This is a genomic window from Pseudomonas yamanorum (genome assembly GCF_013386765.1).
GTDB classification, from domain to species: Bacteria; Pseudomonadota; Gammaproteobacteria; order Pseudomonadales; family Pseudomonadaceae; genus Aquipseudomonas; species Aquipseudomonas yamanorum_A.
Window position 1 is genome coordinate 13177 of the sequence record NZ_JACARE010000001.1, and the last position, 18288, is coordinate 31464.

An 18288-nucleotide genomic window follows, 5' to 3' on the forward strand; every position below is an offset into this window, starting at 1 on the left:
AGCGACGCCATGCCACGCTACGTTCACCGCTCTTCACGGGCGCCCGGGCTTGTCATCATGCTGTGGCTGGCGACCTGCCTGCCGGTGATGGCTGCGCCGCTGGATGAACCGCTCAAACCTCTGCCGCCGATACCGCAACTGGATCCGGCAACAGTGGAGTTGGGGCGCCAGTTGTTCAATGAGACACAACTGTCGGTCAATAACACCAAGTCCTGCGCCAGTTGCCATGACCTGCAAAACGGCGGTGCCGACAACCGGGCCTTCTCCCTGGGTTTCGACGGCAAGCCGGTGACGCTCAATACCCCCACCGTGTTCAACGCCAGCCTGAACTTCAAACAGTTCTGGAACGCCCGGGTCGACACACTGCAGGCACAGGTCGAACAGGTGGTCACCAGCCCCATGGAGATGGGCAACGACTGGAAAACCGTGATCCGGAGCCTGTCGGCACTGCCCCACTACCAGGCCACGTTCCGGCAGATCTACCCCGACGGCATCACGCCCGCCAACGTGCAAAATGCCCTGGCCACCTATGAGCGCACCCTGCTCACCCCCAACTCACGCTTCGACCAATACCTGCAAGGCGACACCGACATCCTCACCCTCCAGGAAAAATACGGCTATCAGCGCTTCAAGGAATACGGCTGCATTGCCTGCCATCAGGGCACCAATATCGGCGGCAACATGTACCAGAAGTTCGGCGTGATGGGCGATTACTTCAAGGCCCGCGGCAACCCCACCGAAGCCGACCTGGGGCGCTACCTCGTGACCAGGGACGAGGAAGACCGCAACGTGTTCAAGGTGCCCAGCCTGCGCAATGTGGCAGTCACCGCGCCGTACTTTCACGACGCCTCGGCCAAGACCCTCGAAGACGCCGTCGACGTGATGTTCAAGTACCAGCTGGGGCGCGTTCCCTCGACTGAAGACAAGACCCTGATCGTGCTGTTCCTGAAGACCCTGACCGGCGAATGGGCAGGCAAGCCCCTATGAAGCTCTCACGCCGCGCCACCCAGTTCATGCTCAGCGCCATGACCCTGATACTCGCCTCGATCCTGGTATTCCTGTACCTCAAGTCGTCGAGTGACCAGACCACCTACACCGAGTCCCGCGACCTGATCCGCCAGATCAAGCAATTGAACGCACAGTGGGACAGTGAAGTGCTCAAGGCCAGGATTGCCCTGACCCACAACTACGACCCGCTGGTCGCGCCCCTCAGCGAGATGAACAGCCTGTGGTCCCGTCTTGAACGCCGCGAGTCGCAAAACCCTCACGAAGAGCCGGCCCTCTGGCAAGCCAGCCAGGAAGCCTATCGCCAGGCGATTCAGGAAAAGGCCCGGCTGGTGGACCGGTTCAAGTCCCACAATGCGGTACTGCGCAACTCCCTGGCCTTCCTGCCCAACGCCGAAGACGACATACAGGCGCAGTTCCTGGCGCTCACCGACGCCGACAAACTGCTGCAGCAAAGCATCGCCACCGACACCTACGACCTGCTGCTCAGCAGCCTCGAATTCGCCCAGGTGACCAGCGACGACAAGGCCGCTGACATTCTGGTGGGCCTGAATAAACTGGCGATCAACAAGCTGAGCCTGCCCGAGTCGTTCCAGGTGCCGGTGGAGATTCTCAGCAATCACATCTCGCTGATCCTGCGGGAACAGCCGGTGGTCAACGACCTGCTCGAACGCATCGCCGCCGTGCCGCTGGCCGAACGCCTGGACGACCTGACCAACCAGCTCAACCAGGACCAGTCGGCGGCCGACCTGCTCGACCAGAAATACCATCGCTACCTGCTGGTGTTTTCGACCTTGCTGGTGGCGCTGCTGCTGTACCTGGCGATCCGCCTGTTGCGCAGTTTCGCCGAGATCAACCGGGTCAACCGGGCCTTGCATGTGGTCAACGAAAGCCTTGAGCAGCGCGTTGAAGAACGCACCCGGGAACTCAAGGATGCCCAGGGCGAACTCATGGACAGCGCCCGCCAGGCCGGCATGGCGGAGATCGCGACCAACGTGCTGCACAACGTCGGCAACGTGCTCAACAGCGTGAACATTTCCGCCGAGCTGGTGGCGCGCAAGCTGCGCACCAGCAAGGCTCTGGGGCTGGGCAAGGCCATGCAGTTATTCAATGAACATCGCCATGACCTGGGCACCTTCCTCACCGAGGATGAAAAGGGCAAGTTGCTGCCCGGTTACCTGAACCAACTGGTCGAGGCCATCGCCACTGAACAGCAGGGCCTCACCGAGGAACTGGCGCAACTGAGCAAAAGCGTCGACCACATCAAGGATATTGTGTCCACCCAACAGTCCTACGCCGGCGCATCCACCCTGCTGGAGCCGGTGCATATCAGCGCCTTGATGGAAGATGCCCTGCGCATGAACTCCGGGGCCCTGAGCCGCCACCATGTGACGGTGGTCAAGGACTACCACGAGGTACCCGAGATCATGGCCGACAAGCATCGATTGCTGCTGATCCTGGTCAACCTGATCAGCAACGCCAAGTACGCCATGTCCAACCTCACCGACCGTACCCGGCAAATGACCCTGACGGTACTGCCGCTGGATGACGGCACCTTGCAGATCAGCGTCAAGGACGAGGGCGAAGGCATACCGGCAGAAAACATGACAAGAATCTTCACCCACGGTTTTACCACCCGCAAGGAAGGCCACGGCTTTGGCCTTCACAGCTGCGCCCTGGCCGCCCTGGAAATGAAGGGCCGCCTGAGCGCCCACAGCGATGGCCCGGGCAAAGGCGCGTTGTTCACCCTGCACATCCCCCTTGATCCCGCACGGAACTGAGCATGAACAAACCACCGAACCGGCGAATTTTATTGATCGATGACACCCCGTCGATTCACCAGGACTTTCGCAAAATCCTGATGCCGCCCGTGGACGCGAACCTGGAACTGGATGAGATGGAAACCGCGCTGTTCGGCGACAGCGCCAAACCCCAGGCCCAGGCCTTCGAGCTGAATTCGGCCTACGGTGGCCAGGAAGGGCTGGAGCTGCTGTGCCAGGCCATGCAGCAACAGCGCCCCTACGCCCTGGCCTTTGTTGACATGCGCATGCCCCAGGGTTGGGATGGCGCGCAAACCATCGAAGAACTCTGGAAAGTCGACCCGCACTTGCAAGTGGTGGTGTGCACCGCCTACTCCGATTACTCCTGGGAAGAACTGCTGTTTCGCCTGCAGGCCCACGACCGGCTGCTGATCCTGAAAAAGCCCTTCGACAACATCGAAGTCCAACAGATGGCCAACACCCTGGCCGCCAAATGGGACATGGCCCGGCGCGCGTCCCTGCAAACCAGTCATCTGGAGCTCCTGGTGGAACAGCGCACCGAGGCATTGACCTTGACCAGCCAGGCGCTGCAACTGGAGATCGATGAGCGCAAGCAACTGGAAAGCCAATTGGTGCAGTCGGAAAAACTCGCGTCCCTGGGCCAACTCGCGGCGGGCGTGGCCCATGAAATCAACAACCCGGTGGGATTCATCTCCTCCAACCTGAGCACCCTGGACGGCTACTTCAAACAGTTGCAGCAGATGCTCGACGCCTATCGGCAGGCCGAAGAAGCCCTCGCGCCCGGCGAATGCCTGACGCAATTGCAAAGCCTGCGCAAGGCCATGGACCTGGCGTTTCTCAAGGAAGACATCCCGATCCTGATCCACGAATCCAAGGACGGCATTGGTCGCGTGGCCCGCATCGTCAAGGACCTGAAGGATTTCTCGCGGGTCGACAACGACGAGCAATGGCAGTGGGCAAACCTGCAACAGGGCATCGACTCGACCCTGAACATCGTCGCCAGCGAACTCAAGTACAAGGCCGACGTGGTCAAGCACTTCCAGGTGCTGCCGGACATTGAATGCCTGGCCTCGCAGCTCAATCAGGTGGTGATGAACCTGGTGATCAACGCCGCCCAGGCCATGGGCCCGGAGCGCGGCACCATCACCCTCAGCAACGGCGTGGAGGGCGACAAGGTGTGGCTGGAAGTGGCGGACACCGGCTGCGGGATCGCGCCGCAGAGTGTGCAGAAAATCTTTGATCCGTTCTTCACCACCAAGCCGGTGGGCGAAGGCACGGGCCTGGGCCTGTCACTGTCGTACGGGATTGTGAAGAAGCATCACGGGACGATTTCCGTGAGCAGCGAAGTGGGCAAGGGCACCACGTTTCGAGTGGTGTTGCCGATCCGCCAGACGGCAGATCCCCTGTAGAGGCAGGCCTCTACAGGGGACAGGCTCAGGCTTGGGCGTTCTTCGGGCTCGAACCGAACGACGCAAACCGCTTGTTGAAGCCGGCGATGCGGCCTTCGGACTGGGTCTTGCGCTGCTGGCCGGTATACACCGGGTGCGAGGCGCTGGACACGTCGAGCAGCACGTAAGGGTAGGTGTTGCCGTCGCTGTGCTTTTGCGTGCGGTCGGTATCCACGGTGGAACCGATCAGGAAGAACACATCGGCGGCGGTGTCGTGGAACAACACGGTGCGGTAGTCGGGGTGGATACCAGGTTTCATAAGGCCTCCGGGGCGTCTGGGTGATCAATTAGTGTTATACAGTAACACGAATCATGCACCCAAACGAGAACCGATTGCAATAAGAATAGACCTCGACCTTCTATGCAGCTTCCTGGAAGTCCATCTCCGGTGGCTGCTGCGAAAAGCCCCGGGTCAGGAAACCCAGGTACACCAGGCCAATCGCCAACCAGCTCAGGCCCAGGTAAATCGCCAGGTGATCGAGGCTGACCATCAACCACACATCCGCCAGCAGGCCGATGGTCGGGAACACCAGGAACAGCACCAGCTCCCGCAGCCCGCGCTGCTTGGCGCCGATCCAGTAGTGAAAGATCACCGACAGGTTCACCAGGCTGAAGGCCAGGAACGCGCCGAAGTTGATGAACGAAGTGGAGGTGGTGACGTCCAGCTTCAGGGCCAGCAAAGCGACTACCGCGCACAGCAGGATACTGTTGACCGGCGTGCCGAAGCGCGCATGCAAGGTGCCGAAGAACGACTTGGGCAACACCCCGTCGCGCCCCATCGCAAACAGCAAGCGCGAACCGCTGGCCTGGGCCGAGAGCCCCGAGGCGAACTGGCCGACGATCAGGCCGATCAGGAAGATCGACACAAACAGGTCGCCGCCAATGTTGCGGGCAATCTCATAGGCGGCGGAGTCCACGTCGGTGAACTCGAACGATGGATGGGCGATCTGCACGAAGTACGACACACCGACGAAGATCAACCCGCCGATCAGGGTGATCAACATGATCGCCCGGGGAATGGTGCGGCGTGGGTCGCGGGTTTCCTCGGTCAGGGTGCTGACGGCGTCAAAGCCCAGGAACGAGTAACAGGCGATCGCCGCGCCGCTCATGATCAGCGGCATTTGCATCTGGCCGTTGAAGAACGGGGTGATGGTCCACAGCGGCTTGCTGGCGTCACCGCCGATGTAGTGGATGCACAGCGCGACAAACGCCACCAGCACCAGGAACTGCACCAGCATCAGCAAGGCGTTGATGCCGTTGGCGAGTTTCAAGCCGATGATATTGATCACGCTGGTGACCCCGATAAACGCCAGGACCCAGACCCATTGCGGCACCGACGGGAAGGCCGAATGCAGGTAGGCCGCACCGATCAGCCAGATGGCCATGGGCAGGAACAGGTAGTCGAGCAACACCGCCCAACCGGCGATAAACCCCAGCTTGGGGCTGATGGCCTTGCGCACATAGCTGTAGGCGGAACCGGCCACCGGGAAGGCCGAGGCCATGCGGCCGTAGCTCATGGCGGTAAAGAACATCGCCACCAGGGCGGCCAGGTAAGCGGCCGGGACCATGCCGGCGGTGGATTGCGCCAGGATACCGAAGGTACCCAGGACAATGATCGGTGTCATATAGGCGATGCCAAACAGCACCACCGACCCTAACGACAGGGTGCGTTGCAAACGAGCCATGAGCGATTCTCCGCGCAATTATTAGAGTTATGGCAGAACTGAAGTCGGTGCAGCACGAGCAATAATTTTTATGGTTGAAGCAGTTTTTTGAATGGGTAAAAATTTTGTGGTGATTACAGCTTTTGTGGCGAGGGAGCTGCTGTGGCGAGGGAGCTTGCTCCCGCTGGGGCGCGAAGCGGCCCTAAGATTTTGGGGCCGCTGCGCAGACCAGCGGGAGCAAGCTCCCTCGCCACAGCAGCTCCCTCACCACAACAGCATCCTTGCCACAAGATCGGTCTCAGGCTTTGGGGATCAACAACTCCCGCACACCGTCTGCGCGCTCAATCACCTCCCCCGGCAATTTCAAACGCTGGTCGTCCAGGTAGCGATAGTCCTGTCGCGCCGCCGCCAGTTGCCCAAGATCCAGTTCAACGCTGAACTGCCCTTCGTCGCGCCCGGCTTCAAACAGCAAGGTGCCCAACGGGTCCACCAGCGCACTGCCACCGGCGAACATCAGGCCGTCGTCGCCCTCTTCTACCCGGTTGACCATCAGCGCAAACGCCTGGTTTTCCTGGGCGCGGGCCATGATCGCGGTGCGGTGGGTGGGGCCGTACGGGTCCATGTTGCCGTTGGTGACGATCAACACTTCAGCGCCCAACTGCGCCAGGGCGCGGGCGGTTTCCGGGAATTCGATGTCGTAGCAGATCAGCAGGCCCACGCGCACGCCGTTCCACACGCAGGTGGCGTAGCGGTCGCCCGGGGCGAACACGCCGCGGTCCGAGGCCCACAGGTGGGTCTTGCGATAACGCAGGGCGATGCCGTCCGGGGTGATCAGCAAGGTGGTGTTATAAAATCGGCCCGCGTCGTTCTCGGCCATGCCGATCACCACGGCGATGTTGCGCGCTCGCGCAGCCTGGATAATCGCCTGGACGGTCGGGCCGTCCACCGGCTCGGCGACGTCCGCCACGGTAGCGGCGGAGGGGAAGCCCATCAGGTGGGTTTCCGGAAAGACGACCAGTTGGGTATCCGCCGCACACGCAGCAATCGCCGCCAAAGCGCGCTCAAGGTTGTAAGCTGTGCCGTTATCGCGGCCGGCCAGCTGGGCAAATTCGACCTTCATGGTGTGTCCTGTTGTTTTATCTGTGGCGCAGTATGCGCAGGCCGCAACCACTCGGGAAATCACGCAGCCGGGTTAACCCTATGGGGGTAGATGCATGACATTGTCGCTGGAAGACATCGCCTGGCACCGTTCGGTGGGGCAAATGATAGACGCCTTGGACCAGCCCAATTTCTGGACGCAATTGGTGCGGTTGCTGGACCAGTACGTGCCGTTCGACAGTTGGGTGGTGTTGCTGTTCAGCAGCGAACACAAGCCTTTGGTGTTCGCCGAATGCCCGGGCCAGGACGGCGAGCCCGACCATCTGTTCCAGGATTACCTCAACGGCCTGTACCTGCTCGACCCCTTCTACATCGCCAGCCGCGAACACTCGCGCACCGGGCTGTTCCGCCTGGCCGAAGTGGCGCCGGAGCATTTCGAGCTGACCGAGTATTACCAGCGCTACTTCCGGCTGAACGTGGTGGCCGATGAAATCCAGTTCAATTGCCAGCAGCCCGACGGGCGAACCTTATGCCTGTCCCTGGGCTCCAGGCAGCGTTTTGAGCCGCAGCAGATTGCCCTGCTGTCGCTGATCCAGCCGTGGGTATTGAGCTTGCTGCGCCAGCGCCTGCCCCATGAACTCAACCAGGTGAGCGCCCCGCAGGCACCGATTCAGAACGATGACTGGGGCGCACAGTTAACCGCACGCGAGCTGGATGTGGGGCGCTTGATGCTCAGTGGCTGTTCCAGCAAGGAAATTGCACGCAAGCTGGAAATCTCGGTGGAGACCGTGAAGGTTCACAAAAAGCACATGTACAGCAAGCTGGGAATCAAATCCCAGTCGGAGCTGTTCTCGATTTTCCTGCAGGCTCAGACGAGCTGAATCGGCCCCAGGAGCTCAACCAGTCCAGGAGTTTGATTACAACTTCCTTGACGAACGCCGGTGTGGCTTCATTTTTGGCGACGGCCTCGGCATAGCCTTTGAAGATTGACATCAGGCTCCCCTGGGCGGCGCCACGGATCGACGTTTCCAGGCCGTCGTTCAGGGTTTTCTCCAGCCCGGTTTTTGCACCGGCCATCATGCCGACGGCGCTGCCATCCGACTTTTCTACACCCAGGGCCATGTTGCTGAGGCCGGGGAACATCCATGTTTTGTTGCCGACGGCACCGGCGATGTTCTGCGTCATGTTCTTCCGAGCATCCTCAGGTCTCACCTCGGCGCCCGAGTGCGGCGCATCGGCCTCCTGACGTTCGGCGCCCTTCTGGCTCAGCAGAAACCTGACGACAGGGTTGTCGTACACCGCCTCTGCATGACGCTCACGCCGCTCCTGCGTCGGGTCATCCGCTTGGGGTGTTACTTCGTGCTGCGGTGTCAGATCGTTCGCGCTCACTCGATCGTTTTTTGAAAGCGCCGTTTGTTGAGGCAGAGACGGTGACAAATAGCGATCAGGGGCAATTGAGGCACTGACAGTCATAACAATTCACTCATGGCAGAAGTTGACATACGGGATTCGCGTCCTGCGTCCATAGTGGCAATCGCCCGCAGAAGAGTTCCCACAAACAGGCAGCACAGTGGCCAATAAATGCGCACCAGAGCGGTCAATCCTTGTCCGGGCTTTGAGGACAGGCGCAGAATGGCGGATCGACCTGTAGAGTTGAACCTGAGGAAAAACCGTATGAGCCTGTCGTTACTAAGCCGTTACGCGTTCTTTGCCGTCTGCGTCATTTTCACCCTCGCCAGCATGCCGTTTATCGAACACGAGTGGGTGTGGCCGATTGCCGTGGTGACCGGCATCCTTAGCCTGATCGGCATTTTCGACCTGCTGCAAAGCCCTCACGCGGTACGCCGCAACTACCCGATCCTGGGCAATATCCGTTACCTGGTGGAGGCCATCCGCCCGGAAGTCCGCCAGTACCTGCTGGAGTCCGACAGCGACGCCCTGCCCTTCTCCCGCGCCCAGCGCTCGCTGGTCTATTCGCGCGCCAAGAATGAAAGCGCCGACAAACCCTTCGGCACCCTGATCGACGTGTACCAGTCGGGCTTTGAGTTTATCGGCCACTCCATGCGCCCCGCGCCGTTGAGCGACCCCAGCGCGTTTCGCGTGATCGTCGGCGGCCCGCAGTGCAAGCAACCGTACTCGGCCTCGGTGTTCAACATCTCGGCCATGAGCTTCGGCTCGTTGAGCGCCAACGCGATTCGCGCCCTCAACCAGGGTGCCAAGCTGGGCAACTTCGCCCACGACACCGGCGAAGGCAGCATCAGCCCCTACCACCGGGAAAACGGCGGCGACCTGACCTGGGAACTGGGCAGCGGCTACTTCGGCTGCCGCACCAGCACCGGCCTGTTCGACCCGGAACGCTTCGCCGCACAGGCGCAGAACCCGCAAGTGCGGATGATCGAAATCAAGATGAGCCAGGGCGCCAAGCCGGGCCATGGCGGGATCCTGCCCAAGCACAAAGTCACCCAGGAAATCGCGGATACCCGCGGCATCATGATGGGCGAAGACTGCATCTCGCCGTCGCGCCACAGCGCGTTTTCCACCCCCATCGAAATGATGCAGTTCATCGCCCAATTGCGTGAACTGTCGGGCGGCAAGCCGGTGGGCTTCAAGTTCTGCCTGGGCCACCCGTGGGAATTCATGGGCATCGCCAAGGCCATGCTCGAAACCGGCATCCTCCCGGACTTTATCGTGGTGGACGGCAAGGAAGGCGGCACCGGCGCGGCGCCCGTGGAGTTCACCGACCACATCGGCGTGCCCCTGCGTGAAGGCCTGTTGTTCGTGCACAACACCCTGGTGGGCCTGAACCTGCGGGACAAGATCAAGCTCGGCGCCAGCGGCAAGATCGTCAGCGCGTTCGACATCGCCAGCGTCCTGGCCATCGGCGCCGACTGGGCCAACTCGGCGCGGGGCTTCATGTTCGCCATCGGCTGCATCCAGTCGCAAAGCTGCCACACCAACAAATGCCCCACCGGCGTGGCCACCCAGGACCCGTTGCGCCAACGCGCGCTGGTGGTGCCGGACAAGGCCCAGCGGGTGTTCAACTTCCACCGCAACACCCTGAAGGCCCTGGCCGAAATGCTCGCCGCGGCCGGCCTCGATCACCCCTCGCAACTGTCGGCCAAGCACCTGGTGCGGCGCATGTCGGCCACCGAGATCAAGCTGTTCTCGCAGCTGCATGTGTTCCTCAAGCCTGGGGAACTGCTGACCGGCGAGGTGAATGGCGAGTTCTATTCGCGCATGTGGCAGATGGCGCGGGCGGACAGTTTTGAGCCCAATGAAATTGCGGCGGCTTAAGAGCCGCTTGGAGGCATGTGTTTCATGACGATATAACCATCGTCATGGAACATATAAATCGAATAAAACCGAGTGTCGACTACAGGCGAAATATCACTTTGCACGATGGCCGCTACAGGGTGGGTTTTATCTTGCCATCCCACATTGGGAATTCCGGCACGAATCATCGAATAGGGCAGCAACAGAAAGTTCGCCGATAACACATACGACATGACGGGAGTTACCGAGAGCGCTCCTTGCGCAGCGGGTAGCCAGAGTTCACTTTCATCAATCGAAAAATAGAAACTCTTTATATTTTTGAGCTGCGCATGCGCATTAATACTGGCGACCACGCTATTGACCAGACTGATATCCAGTTCTTTTTTTGCGCTCAACACTCGCCCATAACTATAGGAAAAATTCATTGCAAAAATGAGTGGCAATACAAGAACCCACATAAAGTAGCGAGGCAACTTTCTCAACAACCAATAAACCAACAACAATATAAACGTAAATAAAGGCCCAACCGCCAACATCAACCTTGAGTCGCTTTGCTCAAAGCTGAACAGCACCATAACACCCGGGATACAGGTGACCAACAACAACGGCACCGACAAATAAATCCCTCCCACAAGGCCTTTTACCCCTACGCCATCTCTGTATTTCAACACCGACAAACCGCCTCCTATATATCCCATGCCCGCCAGCACCATCATCAAGATGAAAAACCACCGGCTATCACCCGTGTACAGCGGGCTCAATGACGCCTCGATATGTTGAAAGCGGGTCAGCACCCGAGAAATCCAACTTGAATCAAAAGCGACTACACCCTGCCTGCTTCGGGACAGGAAGGGTGACACCACTCCCATATAAACAACCAGGGCAACTACCACTTGGGCACACTTGACAAAAACAAACAAACCCAGTTCGGAAAGTGTTTTTCTATTGACAAGGCCTTTATACAGTTCAATAGCGCATAGTGCGAAAAACACATTCATCAACGGCTGATAAATAGCCAGAGCGATCCATACCAGCAGCGCCGGAACCGTCCAATTCACCCATCGATATGGCGAGTTGAAGGTCACTGAGAATATCAAGGCGGCGATCCCTAACGTCGCTACCGGCCCGTCATAGTGATAGGTGAGGTTAGACAAAAAGAAAGGATTAAAAAATAAAGGAAGCACTACAACCGCACAGAAAAAATTGGCACGTTGAAAATAGTGCAGCATCAAACTCTGCAGCGCGAATGCCATGATGGCTGTCGCTATCAGCAGAGCCAGAGGAAAGGAGTCGGGTATGCCCCCTGTAAACGATAGAAAATTGTAAAAAAAAGGCATCAAAAACCGCCCTTCCTTGATCCAGTCCACGTCACCGTCTACTGCACGATAGATGTCATCCACGTAGGGGTAATCCGCCAGGATCAGTGGAAATACATACACGATGGAAACGATCAAAAAAAACGCAAGCGCCTCTCTTTTTGACCAGTCGCGGAAAAACATCCGAGACGCTTCCGTCGTGTCAATACTCATTCTTCACACCCTCTGTTTTTCAGCGCTTGCTCATCCACGCTGTCATTGCGGGGGCAAATAGCGAATAGTTGAACCCTTGCAATTCCCGCGCTAAAACCCTGCAGCAGGCGCCAACTGTCGGGCAACTTGAAGTGCAACGTATCAGCCTCCACATCACCCACCAGCCAGACCCGCCCCGACACGGGTGCGAGTGACGCAACGCCGTCCAGATAAACCTGTTCCGCCTTATCGTTAACAAGCGTCCATGTTTGATACCCATCAGGGCGTGCCGATGTGCCGTCGCTGTTCAACGGTGTGTAATACAGGGGGACGGTCTCATTTTTCAGGTAATAGAGCATTGGCAAATACATGAAACTATCCAGCACCAATACGCTATCGCCTGCTCGCAAAGAGACGCTGATATAGCCTGCCACTCGGTCAAACTGACTGAATTCAAATACATCTTGCGGTTGTTTGGCGTAGATGATTCCCAAGCCACCGGCTTGCAGAATCGTCACGCCGGTCAACAAGCCAAACCCCACTATTTTGCTGCGTGCCCATAGCTGGCTTGCCGCCACCGCAACGATCATCGGGAAGGCCAGTGAACAAAACAAAAAATAGTGCGGAACAAACAATGGGTAAAAGCAGGAAACCAGCACCACCACCACTGGCGGCGCCCAGGCATAAATAACCAGCAACGCATGCCATCGCCGGGCACTGTCGTCCCTCACGACAATCATCACCGACACCATGAGCAACACAACCGGCACGCCATAGAATGCCCACACCGGCATCGCCAGGCCGTCACTGAAGTTTAGAAACTGCCAGAAAACGCTGACCACGTCCTTGATACTTGGCTGCTGGATCCAGTTAAACCCTGAGTACTTTATTTGATGCCAAAGATGAGGAACCCACGGTATGAACATCACCACAATAGCGACGTTGGCACCCCACCAGGCGGGTAGCCTCAAAACGTTTTGCCCACCGCTGCGCGCCTTCGACAACCACAACAGGTACAGCCAGTGTGAGATGACGCATACACCTGTGAAGTAATGGGTATAGAACCCAGCAACCATCAGCAGACAATAGAGAAACAAAGGCCGTCGGTTGCCGGGGTTTTCCAGCCAATAGACCAGTGCAATTGTTGCCCCGAGCATCAATGCACCGTGCAACGCGTACATGCGAACTTCCTGACTGTAACGGACCGCAAAGGGCGACAGCGCCAGCAGAAAACCACCGACAATCACCGTGGGCCAGCGACTGATCCGGCTCATTAACCACATCCCCAATACCACGGTTACCATACCGAACAAGGCACTCAGTGCCCGGGCGGCCAGCACGCTATCGCCCATGACCTGCATCCACCCGTGCAGCAGCCAATAATAGAGCGGCGGATGCACATCCCGGGTCGTATGGAACATAATTTCGGTAGGGGATTTAACGCTCAACAAAATACTGAAAGCCTCGTCACTCCAGCCCCCGGCCGTATCGATATGGTGAAATCGAGCCCACCCGCCGACGATCAGGATCAACCCGTAAGCCAATACTCTCGCCCGTTCGCTAGCCACAGAGCTCATGCTTTCTCCATGGAGGCCGGTTGATTCTGTACTTCACCGGCAACTATTTTGCTGGCGATCACATACCTGGGCCGGTGCTTGGACTCCATATAAATCCGCCCCACATACTCGCCCAGGATCCCGATCCCGATCAGTTGCACCCCACCCAAAAACAGGATCGCCGTCATCAATGAGGGATACCCGGGTACTTCGTTACCCCAGAAAATCTTGTCCAGCACCATGTAGCCCGCATACAGCAACGCCAGCAATGAGATACAGCAGCCGATGTAACTCCACAGGCGCAACGGCAAGGTGCTGAACGACGTAATGCCCTCCAGCGCCAGGTTCCACAATTTCCAGGCGCTGAACTTGCCTTTGCCGGCACTGCGCCTGGCCCGGTCATACTCAACGATCACCGTGTTAAAACCGGCCCAGGACAACACGCCCTTCATAAACAGCTGCTGTTCCGGAAGGGTCTTGAGCACGTCCACCACCTTGCGGTCCAGCAGGCGAAAGTCGCCGACGTTTTCCTCGATATGCGGGTTGGCGATGTGGTTGAGCAGGCGATAAAACAACGAGGCACTCTGGCGTTTGAAGTAGCTGTCGCTCGAACGGTCCCGCCGCTTGGCCAGCACCACCTGCGCGCCGTGTTGCCATTCGAGGATCAGACGCGGGATCACCGCCACCGGATCCTGCAGGTCCACGTCCATGGGAATCACCGCCTCGCCGCTGGCATATTCGAGCCCGGCAAAGAGCGCCGGCTCCTTGCCGAAATTGCGCGAAAAGTTGATCAGTACCACATGGCGGTCTGCCAGGGCGATGGCCCGGGCATACTCGGCAGTGCGGTCGCTGCTGCCATCGTTGATAAACACGATCTCGACGCAGTGAGCCTGCAACCCGGGCTCCTCGCGCACTGCCCGGTAAAACCGGCCGAGCGCCTGTTCCTCATTGAACACCGGCACGATCAGAGAGAGTTTCATGAGCCACCCCCACGAAACACCACACACTTGGAAAACAGAAAGCCACAGAACAGGCTCAACAACGAAAAGCTCACCAGCGTCACCAGGCCAGGCAGGCGCCACAGGTCCGCCAGCCAGCCCACGGCCAGACTCAGAGCGCCCATGAACCCCATGAACAGCAGATAACGCCCCAGCGTGGCCTCGGCGACGAAGGTGTACATTGCGTTGGCGTAGAAAGAAAAAGAGGCCGCCGCGCAGAAAGCCAGCAAGTTGCTCAGCGCCTGGTTGAGTTCAAAGAAGCTGCGAAACACAAAAAACAGCTGCCAATGAATCAGGGTATTGGCGATACCCACCAAGGTGTAGGTGGAAAATCCCTTCCAGACTCTGTGCATGCCAGTGCCACCCGTGATGGTGGTGTTCAGCAAGCCACGTGTTGTACACGGCGTCTACTGTCAGAAATAACAGGTAGTACCCACTTTACGACGCACGGTAGGGTTGTCTGCCCGCCTTAAACACGTTGAACTGTGCAGCCTTCCTCCCGCCCGCCGGGCAGCGAGTCGTGCAAAGGACTGACCCCATGTTGAAAGTAATCGCCGAAGACTTCATCAAACCCGAACACCTCGACACCGTGCGCCCGTGGTACGCCGAACTGGTGGAGAAAACTCGCCAGGAACCGCTGTGTATCGCCTACGATCTGTTCATCGACCAGAAAGACCCGGGGCACTTCATCTTTGTCGAGCAATGGCCCGACCAGGCCGCGCTGGATACGCACTGCCAGACGGAACACTTCACCCGGCTGGTGCCGCAGATCAACGAATACCAGGCCAAACACTGCCGGGTGTTGTTGATGGATGCGTTCTGAAAACCTGACCCTTTCCCGCTGAACCGGACCACCGAACGGCATCGCAGAAACAAGGAGCTTCACCATGCCGTTACTGGATTTCACCGCCCTCGCTGCACAACTGCCTGACACCTGGAAATCTACCCGCCTGGGCCAGGTCGGCCCGGCGCGGATCAAGGTGTTGCGCATGGACGCGCAGGCCTACGAAGAAGAAACCCACGACTACAACGAAGGCCTGCTGGTGATCGACGGGCATTTGCGCCTGTCCATCGGTGAGGAGGCTATCGACGTGGGCGCCGGCCAGATGTACCTGGTGGAAGCCGGCATCGCCCACGCTGTGCTCGCTGGCAGCCATGGCACCCTGGTGATCATCGATGTTTAATCAACATCAGTGAGACATTCTGTAAATACCCCGCCTTTGCAATTGCTTACAAATACCGCCAACCTGCGCCCCGCCCGACGTACGGCTCGACAAAAGCCGTCGTCCACTTGTCATTACTAAACCCTTTGTTCAAGAGCCCGCTGCCATGCTGAACGGACGCGACCCGCGCATCGATTTTTTTCGGGGCCTGGCGTTGATCTTCATTTTCTGGGATCACGTGCCCCACAACCCTCTCGGCCAGATCACCCTGCGCAACTTCGGTTTCAGTGACGCGGCGGAAGTCTTCGTGTTCCTGGCCGGTTATGCGGCGGTGCTGGCCTACGGCAAGATCCTGCAGCGCGACGGCTACCTGATTGCCTGTGTAAAGATCTGGCGGCGCACCTGGGTGCTGTACGTGGTGCACATCTTTTTACTGGCGATGCTGATGGGCATCGTGTTCTTCGCCAACAGCCATGTGGAAACCCGCGACCTGGTCGAAGAGATGGGCCTGACGCATTTCGTCACCCACCCCCAGCAAGCCTTGGTGGATGAACTGCTGTTGCGCTTCAAACCCAACCTGATGGACCCGTTGCCACTGTATATCGTGCTGCTGGGCTGCCTGCCGCTGGTGCTGCCGTTGCTGCTGCGCAAGACCTGGGCGGTGGTGGCGGTTTCGCTGGCGGTGTACCTGCTGGCCCCGCACCTGGGCTGGAACCTGGCAGCGATTGCCGACGGTGTGTGGTACTTCAACCCGGTGACCTGGCAGTTACTGTTTGTGCTGGGCGGTGCGGCGGCGATTCATGCGCAGCAGCCACGACCGGCGCAAACCCGTGGGCTGCTGCGCCAGCCGTTGTTCGTCGCGGCGGCGGTGTATGCGCTGGTGGCGGGCGTCATTACGATCTCGTGGCGCTGGCCCGAAATCCACGACGCGGTGATGCCGTCGGTGCTCAGTGACCTGCTCTACCCCATCAGCAAGACCGACCTGTCGCCAGTGCGTTTGCTGCATTTCCTGGCCCTGGCCTACGTCACCGCCAAGCTGCTGCCCGGCCATGGCTGGACGCAAAACTGGCTGGCGCAACAAACCTGTCGCATGGGCCGCTACTCCCTGGAAGTGTTCTGCCTGGGGGTGCTGCTGGCGCCGTTGGCGGACATGGTCAATGCGATCACCGGCGATGCCTTCGCCATGCAAATCTTCACCGCCATGGTGGGTGCCGGGTTGATGGCGCTGCTGGGGGCCTGGCTGGACTTGAACAAGCGGCTCACCCAACCGACGCGCGTCGCCACCGCGTGAAAAACAAAAAGCCCCGAAAGGGGCTTTTTGTTGAGCGCAGAAACATCAGCTCGCCGTGTGCACCGTAGCCTGGGTCGGCTGCAACTTGAACACATAGAACAACACCGTCAGCAGCACCAGGAACGCCGGGCCGACATACAGCGCCACGCGGGTGTCCGGGAAGTACGCCATCAGGCCCACCACCAGCAGCAGGAACGCCAGCGCCAGGTAGGAACTGACCGGGTACAGCCACATGCGGTATTTGAGGGCTTTTTGCTCGGCCGGGCTCAGGCTCTTACGGAACTTGAGCTGGGCCAGCAGGATCATCAGCCAGGTCCAGATCGCACCGAAAGTGGCGATGGAGGTCACCCACACAAAGACTTTTTCCGGGACCATGTAGTTGAGCAGCACGCCCAGCAACAACACGAAGATCGACAGCAAGAGCGCCTTGCGCGGCACGCCGTTGCTCGACGTGGTGCCGAACGTGGCCGGGGCCTGGCCGTTCTGCGCCAGGCTGTAGAGCATGCGCCCGGTGCTGAAGATGCCGCCGTTGCACGACGACAATGCCGCGGTGATCACCACGAAGTTGATGATGCCGGCGGCGGTCTTGATGCCGAGGCGCTCGAAGGTCATCACGAACGGGCTGCCCTGGGTGCCGATTTCGTTCCACGGGTAGATCGACAGGATCACGAACAACGCGCCGACGTAGAACAGCAGGATGCGCCAGAATACCGAGCCGATGGCGCTCGGGATGGTCTTCTGCGGGTTCTTCGCTTCACCGGCGGTCAGGCCGATCATCTCCACGCCCAGGTAGGCGAACATCACCATTTGCAGGGACATCAACACGCCCGTCACGCCGTTGGGCAGGAAACCGCCGTGGGCCCACAGGTTGGAAATCCCCAGCGCCACGCCGTCGTTGCCGAAACCGAACGCGATGATGCCGACGCCGCCGATCACCATCGCGATGATGGTGACGATCTTGATCAGCGCGAACCAGAACTCGAACTCACCGAACGCCTTGACCGCGATCAGGTTGATGGTGCCCATGCTGACCAGCGCCGCGAGGGCCCAGATCCAGCGGGGCACATCGGGGAACCACACGCCCATGTACACCGCGACCGCGGTGATTTCCGCGACGCAGGTCACCAGCCACAGGAACCAGTAGTTCCAGCCGGTGAGGAAGCCCGCCAGCGGGCCGAGATAGTCTTGTGCGTAACGACTGAAGGAACCGGCGACCGGATTGTGTACGGCCATCTCGCCGAGGGCGCGCATGATCACCAGGATCGCCAGGCCGCCGATGATGTAAGACAGCATGATTGCCGGGCCGGCCATTTCAATGGCCTTGGCCGAGCCCAGGAACAGACCGACACCGATACAGGCGCCGAGGGCCATCAAGCGAATATGCCGTTCGCCGAGTTCGCGTTTCAGCGGACCGCCCTGAGCGGCCTCGCCATGGGGCAGGTGATTGCCAGCTGGCATAGGGATACAACCTCGTCTTGTTATTGGATATGAGCCACCGAGTCC

17 protein-coding genes are annotated in these 18288 nt (G+C 59.2%); 8 read left to right on the forward strand and 9 right to left on the reverse strand.

All coding sequences use genetic code 11. The features are described from left to right. The first annotated feature begins 57 nt into the window (after nucleotides 1-57). From HX875_RS00040 to HX875_RS00050, 3 genes are read left to right on the forward strand one after another with little or no spacing between them, the layout of a single operon-like run. Complete coding sequence (locus HX875_RS00040; protein ID WP_256348005.1) at nucleotides 58-987, forward strand: cytochrome-c peroxidase; 930 nt, start codon at nucleotides 58-60, stop codon at nucleotides 985-987. After that, on the forward strand, nucleotides 984-2786 hold the full coding sequence (locus HX875_RS00045) for a DAHL domain-containing protein (protein ID WP_177040660.1): 1803 nt from the start codon (nucleotides 984-986) through the stop codon (nucleotides 2784-2786). Before HX875_RS00040 ends, HX875_RS00045 begins: the two co-directional genes overlap by 4 nt. 2 nt (nucleotides 2787-2788) lie before the next feature. Further along, nucleotides 2789-4195 carry an ATP-binding protein gene (locus HX875_RS00050; protein ID WP_177040662.1) on the forward strand — a complete coding sequence of 469 codons (1407 nt, stop codon included), beginning with the start codon at nucleotides 2789-2791 and terminating at the stop codon, nucleotides 4193-4195. Between the two features lie 25 nt (nucleotides 4196-4220). On the opposite strand, the gene HX875_RS00055 is transcribed toward HX875_RS00050, so the two are convergent. From HX875_RS00055 to HX875_RS00065, 3 genes are all read right to left on the reverse strand, one after another. Beyond that, a complete protein-coding gene (locus HX875_RS00055; RefSeq protein WP_177040663.1) occupies nucleotides 4221-4493 on the reverse strand; it encodes a type B 50S ribosomal protein L31 in 273 nt (90 codons plus the stop codon). Nucleotides 4494-4593: 100 nt separating this feature from the next. Beyond that, nucleotides 4594-5919, reverse strand: coding sequence for an APC family permease (locus tag HX875_RS00060; protein ID WP_177040665.1), 1326 nt, complete (start codon nucleotides 5917-5919; stop codon nucleotides 4594-4596). 277 nt (nucleotides 5920-6196) lie between these two features. Then, nucleotides 6197-7018, reverse strand: a complete 822-nt coding sequence (locus HX875_RS00065) for a carbon-nitrogen hydrolase family protein (protein ID WP_177040667.1) — start codon at nucleotides 7016-7018, stop codon at nucleotides 6197-6199. 94 nt (nucleotides 7019-7112) lie between these two features. On the opposite strand from HX875_RS00065, the gene HX875_RS00070 reads away from it, so the two are divergent. After that, nucleotides 7113-7877, forward strand: coding sequence for a helix-turn-helix transcriptional regulator (locus tag HX875_RS00070; RefSeq protein ID WP_177040669.1), 765 nt, complete (start codon nucleotides 7113-7115; stop codon nucleotides 7875-7877). On the opposite strand, the gene HX875_RS00075 is transcribed toward HX875_RS00070, so the two are convergent. Then, the gene (locus HX875_RS00075; RefSeq protein ID WP_177040671.1) at nucleotides 7825-8469 is read right to left on the reverse strand and encodes a hypothetical protein; all 645 of its coding nucleotides are present in this window, start codon (nucleotides 8467-8469) and stop codon (nucleotides 7825-7827) included. The two genes, HX875_RS00070 and HX875_RS00075, sit on opposite strands and share 53 nt — an antisense overlap. Nucleotides 8470-8670: 201 nt before the next feature. On the opposite strand from HX875_RS00075, the gene HX875_RS00080 reads away from it, so the two are divergent. Continuing rightward, nucleotides 8671-10290 (forward strand): FMN-binding glutamate synthase family protein, encoded by a 1620-nt coding sequence (locus tag HX875_RS00080; protein WP_177040673.1) that lies wholly within the window; start codon nucleotides 8671-8673, stop codon nucleotides 10288-10290. Here the strand turns inward: HX875_RS00080 and HX875_RS00085 are convergent. Genes HX875_RS00085 through HX875_RS00100 form a run of 4 tightly spaced genes read right to left on the reverse strand, consistent with a single transcriptional unit; the run spans nucleotide 10287 to nucleotide 14684 of the window. Then, a complete protein-coding gene (locus HX875_RS00085) occupies nucleotides 10287-11798 on the reverse strand; it encodes a glucosyltransferase domain-containing protein (protein WP_177040675.1) in 1512 nt (503 codons plus the stop codon). The two genes, HX875_RS00080 and HX875_RS00085, sit on opposite strands and share 4 nt — an antisense overlap. Continuing rightward, nucleotides 11795-13354 carry a glycosyltransferase family 39 protein gene (locus tag HX875_RS00090; RefSeq protein WP_177040677.1) on the reverse strand — a complete coding sequence of 520 codons (1560 nt, stop codon included), beginning with the start codon at nucleotides 13352-13354 and terminating at the stop codon, nucleotides 11795-11797. The genes HX875_RS00085 and HX875_RS00090 overlap by 4 nt, the downstream gene beginning before the upstream one ends. Further along, nucleotides 13351-14313: a glycosyltransferase family 2 protein gene (locus HX875_RS00095; RefSeq protein ID WP_177040679.1), complete on the reverse strand. Its 963-nt coding sequence runs from the start codon at nucleotides 14311-14313 to the stop codon at nucleotides 13351-13353. The genes HX875_RS00090 and HX875_RS00095 overlap by 4 nt, the downstream gene beginning before the upstream one ends. Then, a complete protein-coding gene (locus tag HX875_RS00100) occupies nucleotides 14310-14684 on the reverse strand; it encodes a GtrA family protein (protein ID WP_177040681.1) in 375 nt (124 codons plus the stop codon). Before HX875_RS00100 ends, HX875_RS00095 begins: the two co-directional genes overlap by 4 nt. A gap of 185 nt (nucleotides 14685-14869) precedes the next feature. Between HX875_RS00100 and HX875_RS00105 the strand changes: the two genes are divergently transcribed. The 3 genes from HX875_RS00105 (at nucleotide 14870) to HX875_RS00115 (ending at nucleotide 16785) form a co-directional block, all read left to right on the forward strand. Then, nucleotides 14870-15154 (forward strand): putative quinol monooxygenase, encoded by a 285-nt coding sequence (locus HX875_RS00105; RefSeq protein ID WP_177040683.1) that lies wholly within the window; start codon nucleotides 14870-14872, stop codon nucleotides 15152-15154. A gap of 64 nt (nucleotides 15155-15218) precedes the next feature. Continuing rightward, nucleotides 15219-15515 carry a cupin domain-containing protein gene (locus tag HX875_RS00110; protein ID WP_177040685.1) on the forward strand — a complete coding sequence of 99 codons (297 nt, stop codon included), beginning with the start codon at nucleotides 15219-15221 and terminating at the stop codon, nucleotides 15513-15515. A 145-nt stretch (nucleotides 15516-15660) separates the two neighbouring features. After that, complete coding sequence (locus HX875_RS00115; protein ID WP_177040687.1) at nucleotides 15661-16785, forward strand: OpgC family protein; 1125 nt, start codon at nucleotides 15661-15663, stop codon at nucleotides 16783-16785. 45 nt (nucleotides 16786-16830) lie between these two features. Here HX875_RS00115 and HX875_RS00120 read toward each other — a convergent pair whose 3' ends face one another. Further along, nucleotides 16831-18243 (reverse strand): amino acid permease, encoded by a 1413-nt coding sequence (locus tag HX875_RS00120; protein WP_177040689.1) that lies wholly within the window; start codon nucleotides 18241-18243, stop codon nucleotides 16831-16833. Between the last annotated feature and the right edge of the window lie 45 nt (nucleotides 18244-18288).

Bases quoted from the DNA above. Each gene is read 5' to 3' on its own strand.
- HX875_RS00040 (WP_256348005.1), top strand. From the start codon at position 58: ATGCTGTGGCTGGCGACCTGCCTGCCGGTGATGGCTGCGCCGCTGGAT.
- HX875_RS00045 (WP_177040660.1), top strand. From the start codon at position 984: ATGAAGCTCTCACGCCGCGCCACCCAGTTCATGCTCAGCGCCATGACC.
- HX875_RS00050 (WP_177040662.1), top strand. From the start codon at position 2,789: ATGAACAAACCACCGAACCGGCGAATTTTATTGATCGATGACACCCCG.
- HX875_RS00055 (WP_177040663.1), bottom strand. From the start codon at position 4,493: ATGAAACCTGGTATCCACCCCGACTACCGCACCGTGTTGTTCCACGAC.
- HX875_RS00060 (WP_177040665.1), bottom strand. From the start codon at position 5,919: ATGGCTCGTTTGCAACGCACCCTGTCGTTAGGGTCGGTGGTGCTGTTT.
- HX875_RS00065 (WP_177040667.1), bottom strand. From the start codon at position 7,018: ATGAAGGTCGAATTTGCCCAGCTGGCCGGCCGCGATAACGGCACAGCT.
- HX875_RS00070 (WP_177040669.1), top strand. From the start codon at position 7,113: ATGACATTGTCGCTGGAAGACATCGCCTGGCACCGTTCGGTGGGGCAA.
- HX875_RS00075 (WP_177040671.1), bottom strand. From the start codon at position 8,469: ATGACTGTCAGTGCCTCAATTGCCCCTGATCGCTATTTGTCACCGTCT.
- HX875_RS00080 (WP_177040673.1), top strand. From the start codon at position 8,671: ATGAGCCTGTCGTTACTAAGCCGTTACGCGTTCTTTGCCGTCTGCGTC.
- HX875_RS00085 (WP_177040675.1), bottom strand. From the start codon at position 11,798: ATGAGTATTGACACGACGGAAGCGTCTCGGATGTTTTTCCGCGACTGG.
- HX875_RS00090 (WP_177040677.1), bottom strand. From the start codon at position 13,354: ATGAGCTCTGTGGCTAGCGAACGGGCGAGAGTATTGGCTTACGGGTTG.
- HX875_RS00095 (WP_177040679.1), bottom strand. From the start codon at position 14,313: ATGAAACTCTCTCTGATCGTGCCGGTGTTCAATGAGGAACAGGCGCTC.
- HX875_RS00100 (WP_177040681.1), bottom strand. From the start codon at position 14,684: ATGCACAGAGTCTGGAAGGGATTTTCCACCTACACCTTGGTGGGTATC.
- HX875_RS00105 (WP_177040683.1), top strand. From the start codon at position 14,870: ATGTTGAAAGTAATCGCCGAAGACTTCATCAAACCCGAACACCTCGAC.
- HX875_RS00110 (WP_177040685.1), top strand. From the start codon at position 15,219: ATGCCGTTACTGGATTTCACCGCCCTCGCTGCACAACTGCCTGACACC.
- HX875_RS00115 (WP_177040687.1), top strand. From the start codon at position 15,661: ATGCTGAACGGACGCGACCCGCGCATCGATTTTTTTCGGGGCCTGGCG.
- HX875_RS00120 (WP_177040689.1), bottom strand. From the start codon at position 18,243: ATGCCAGCTGGCAATCACCTGCCCCATGGCGAGGCCGCTCAGGGCGGT.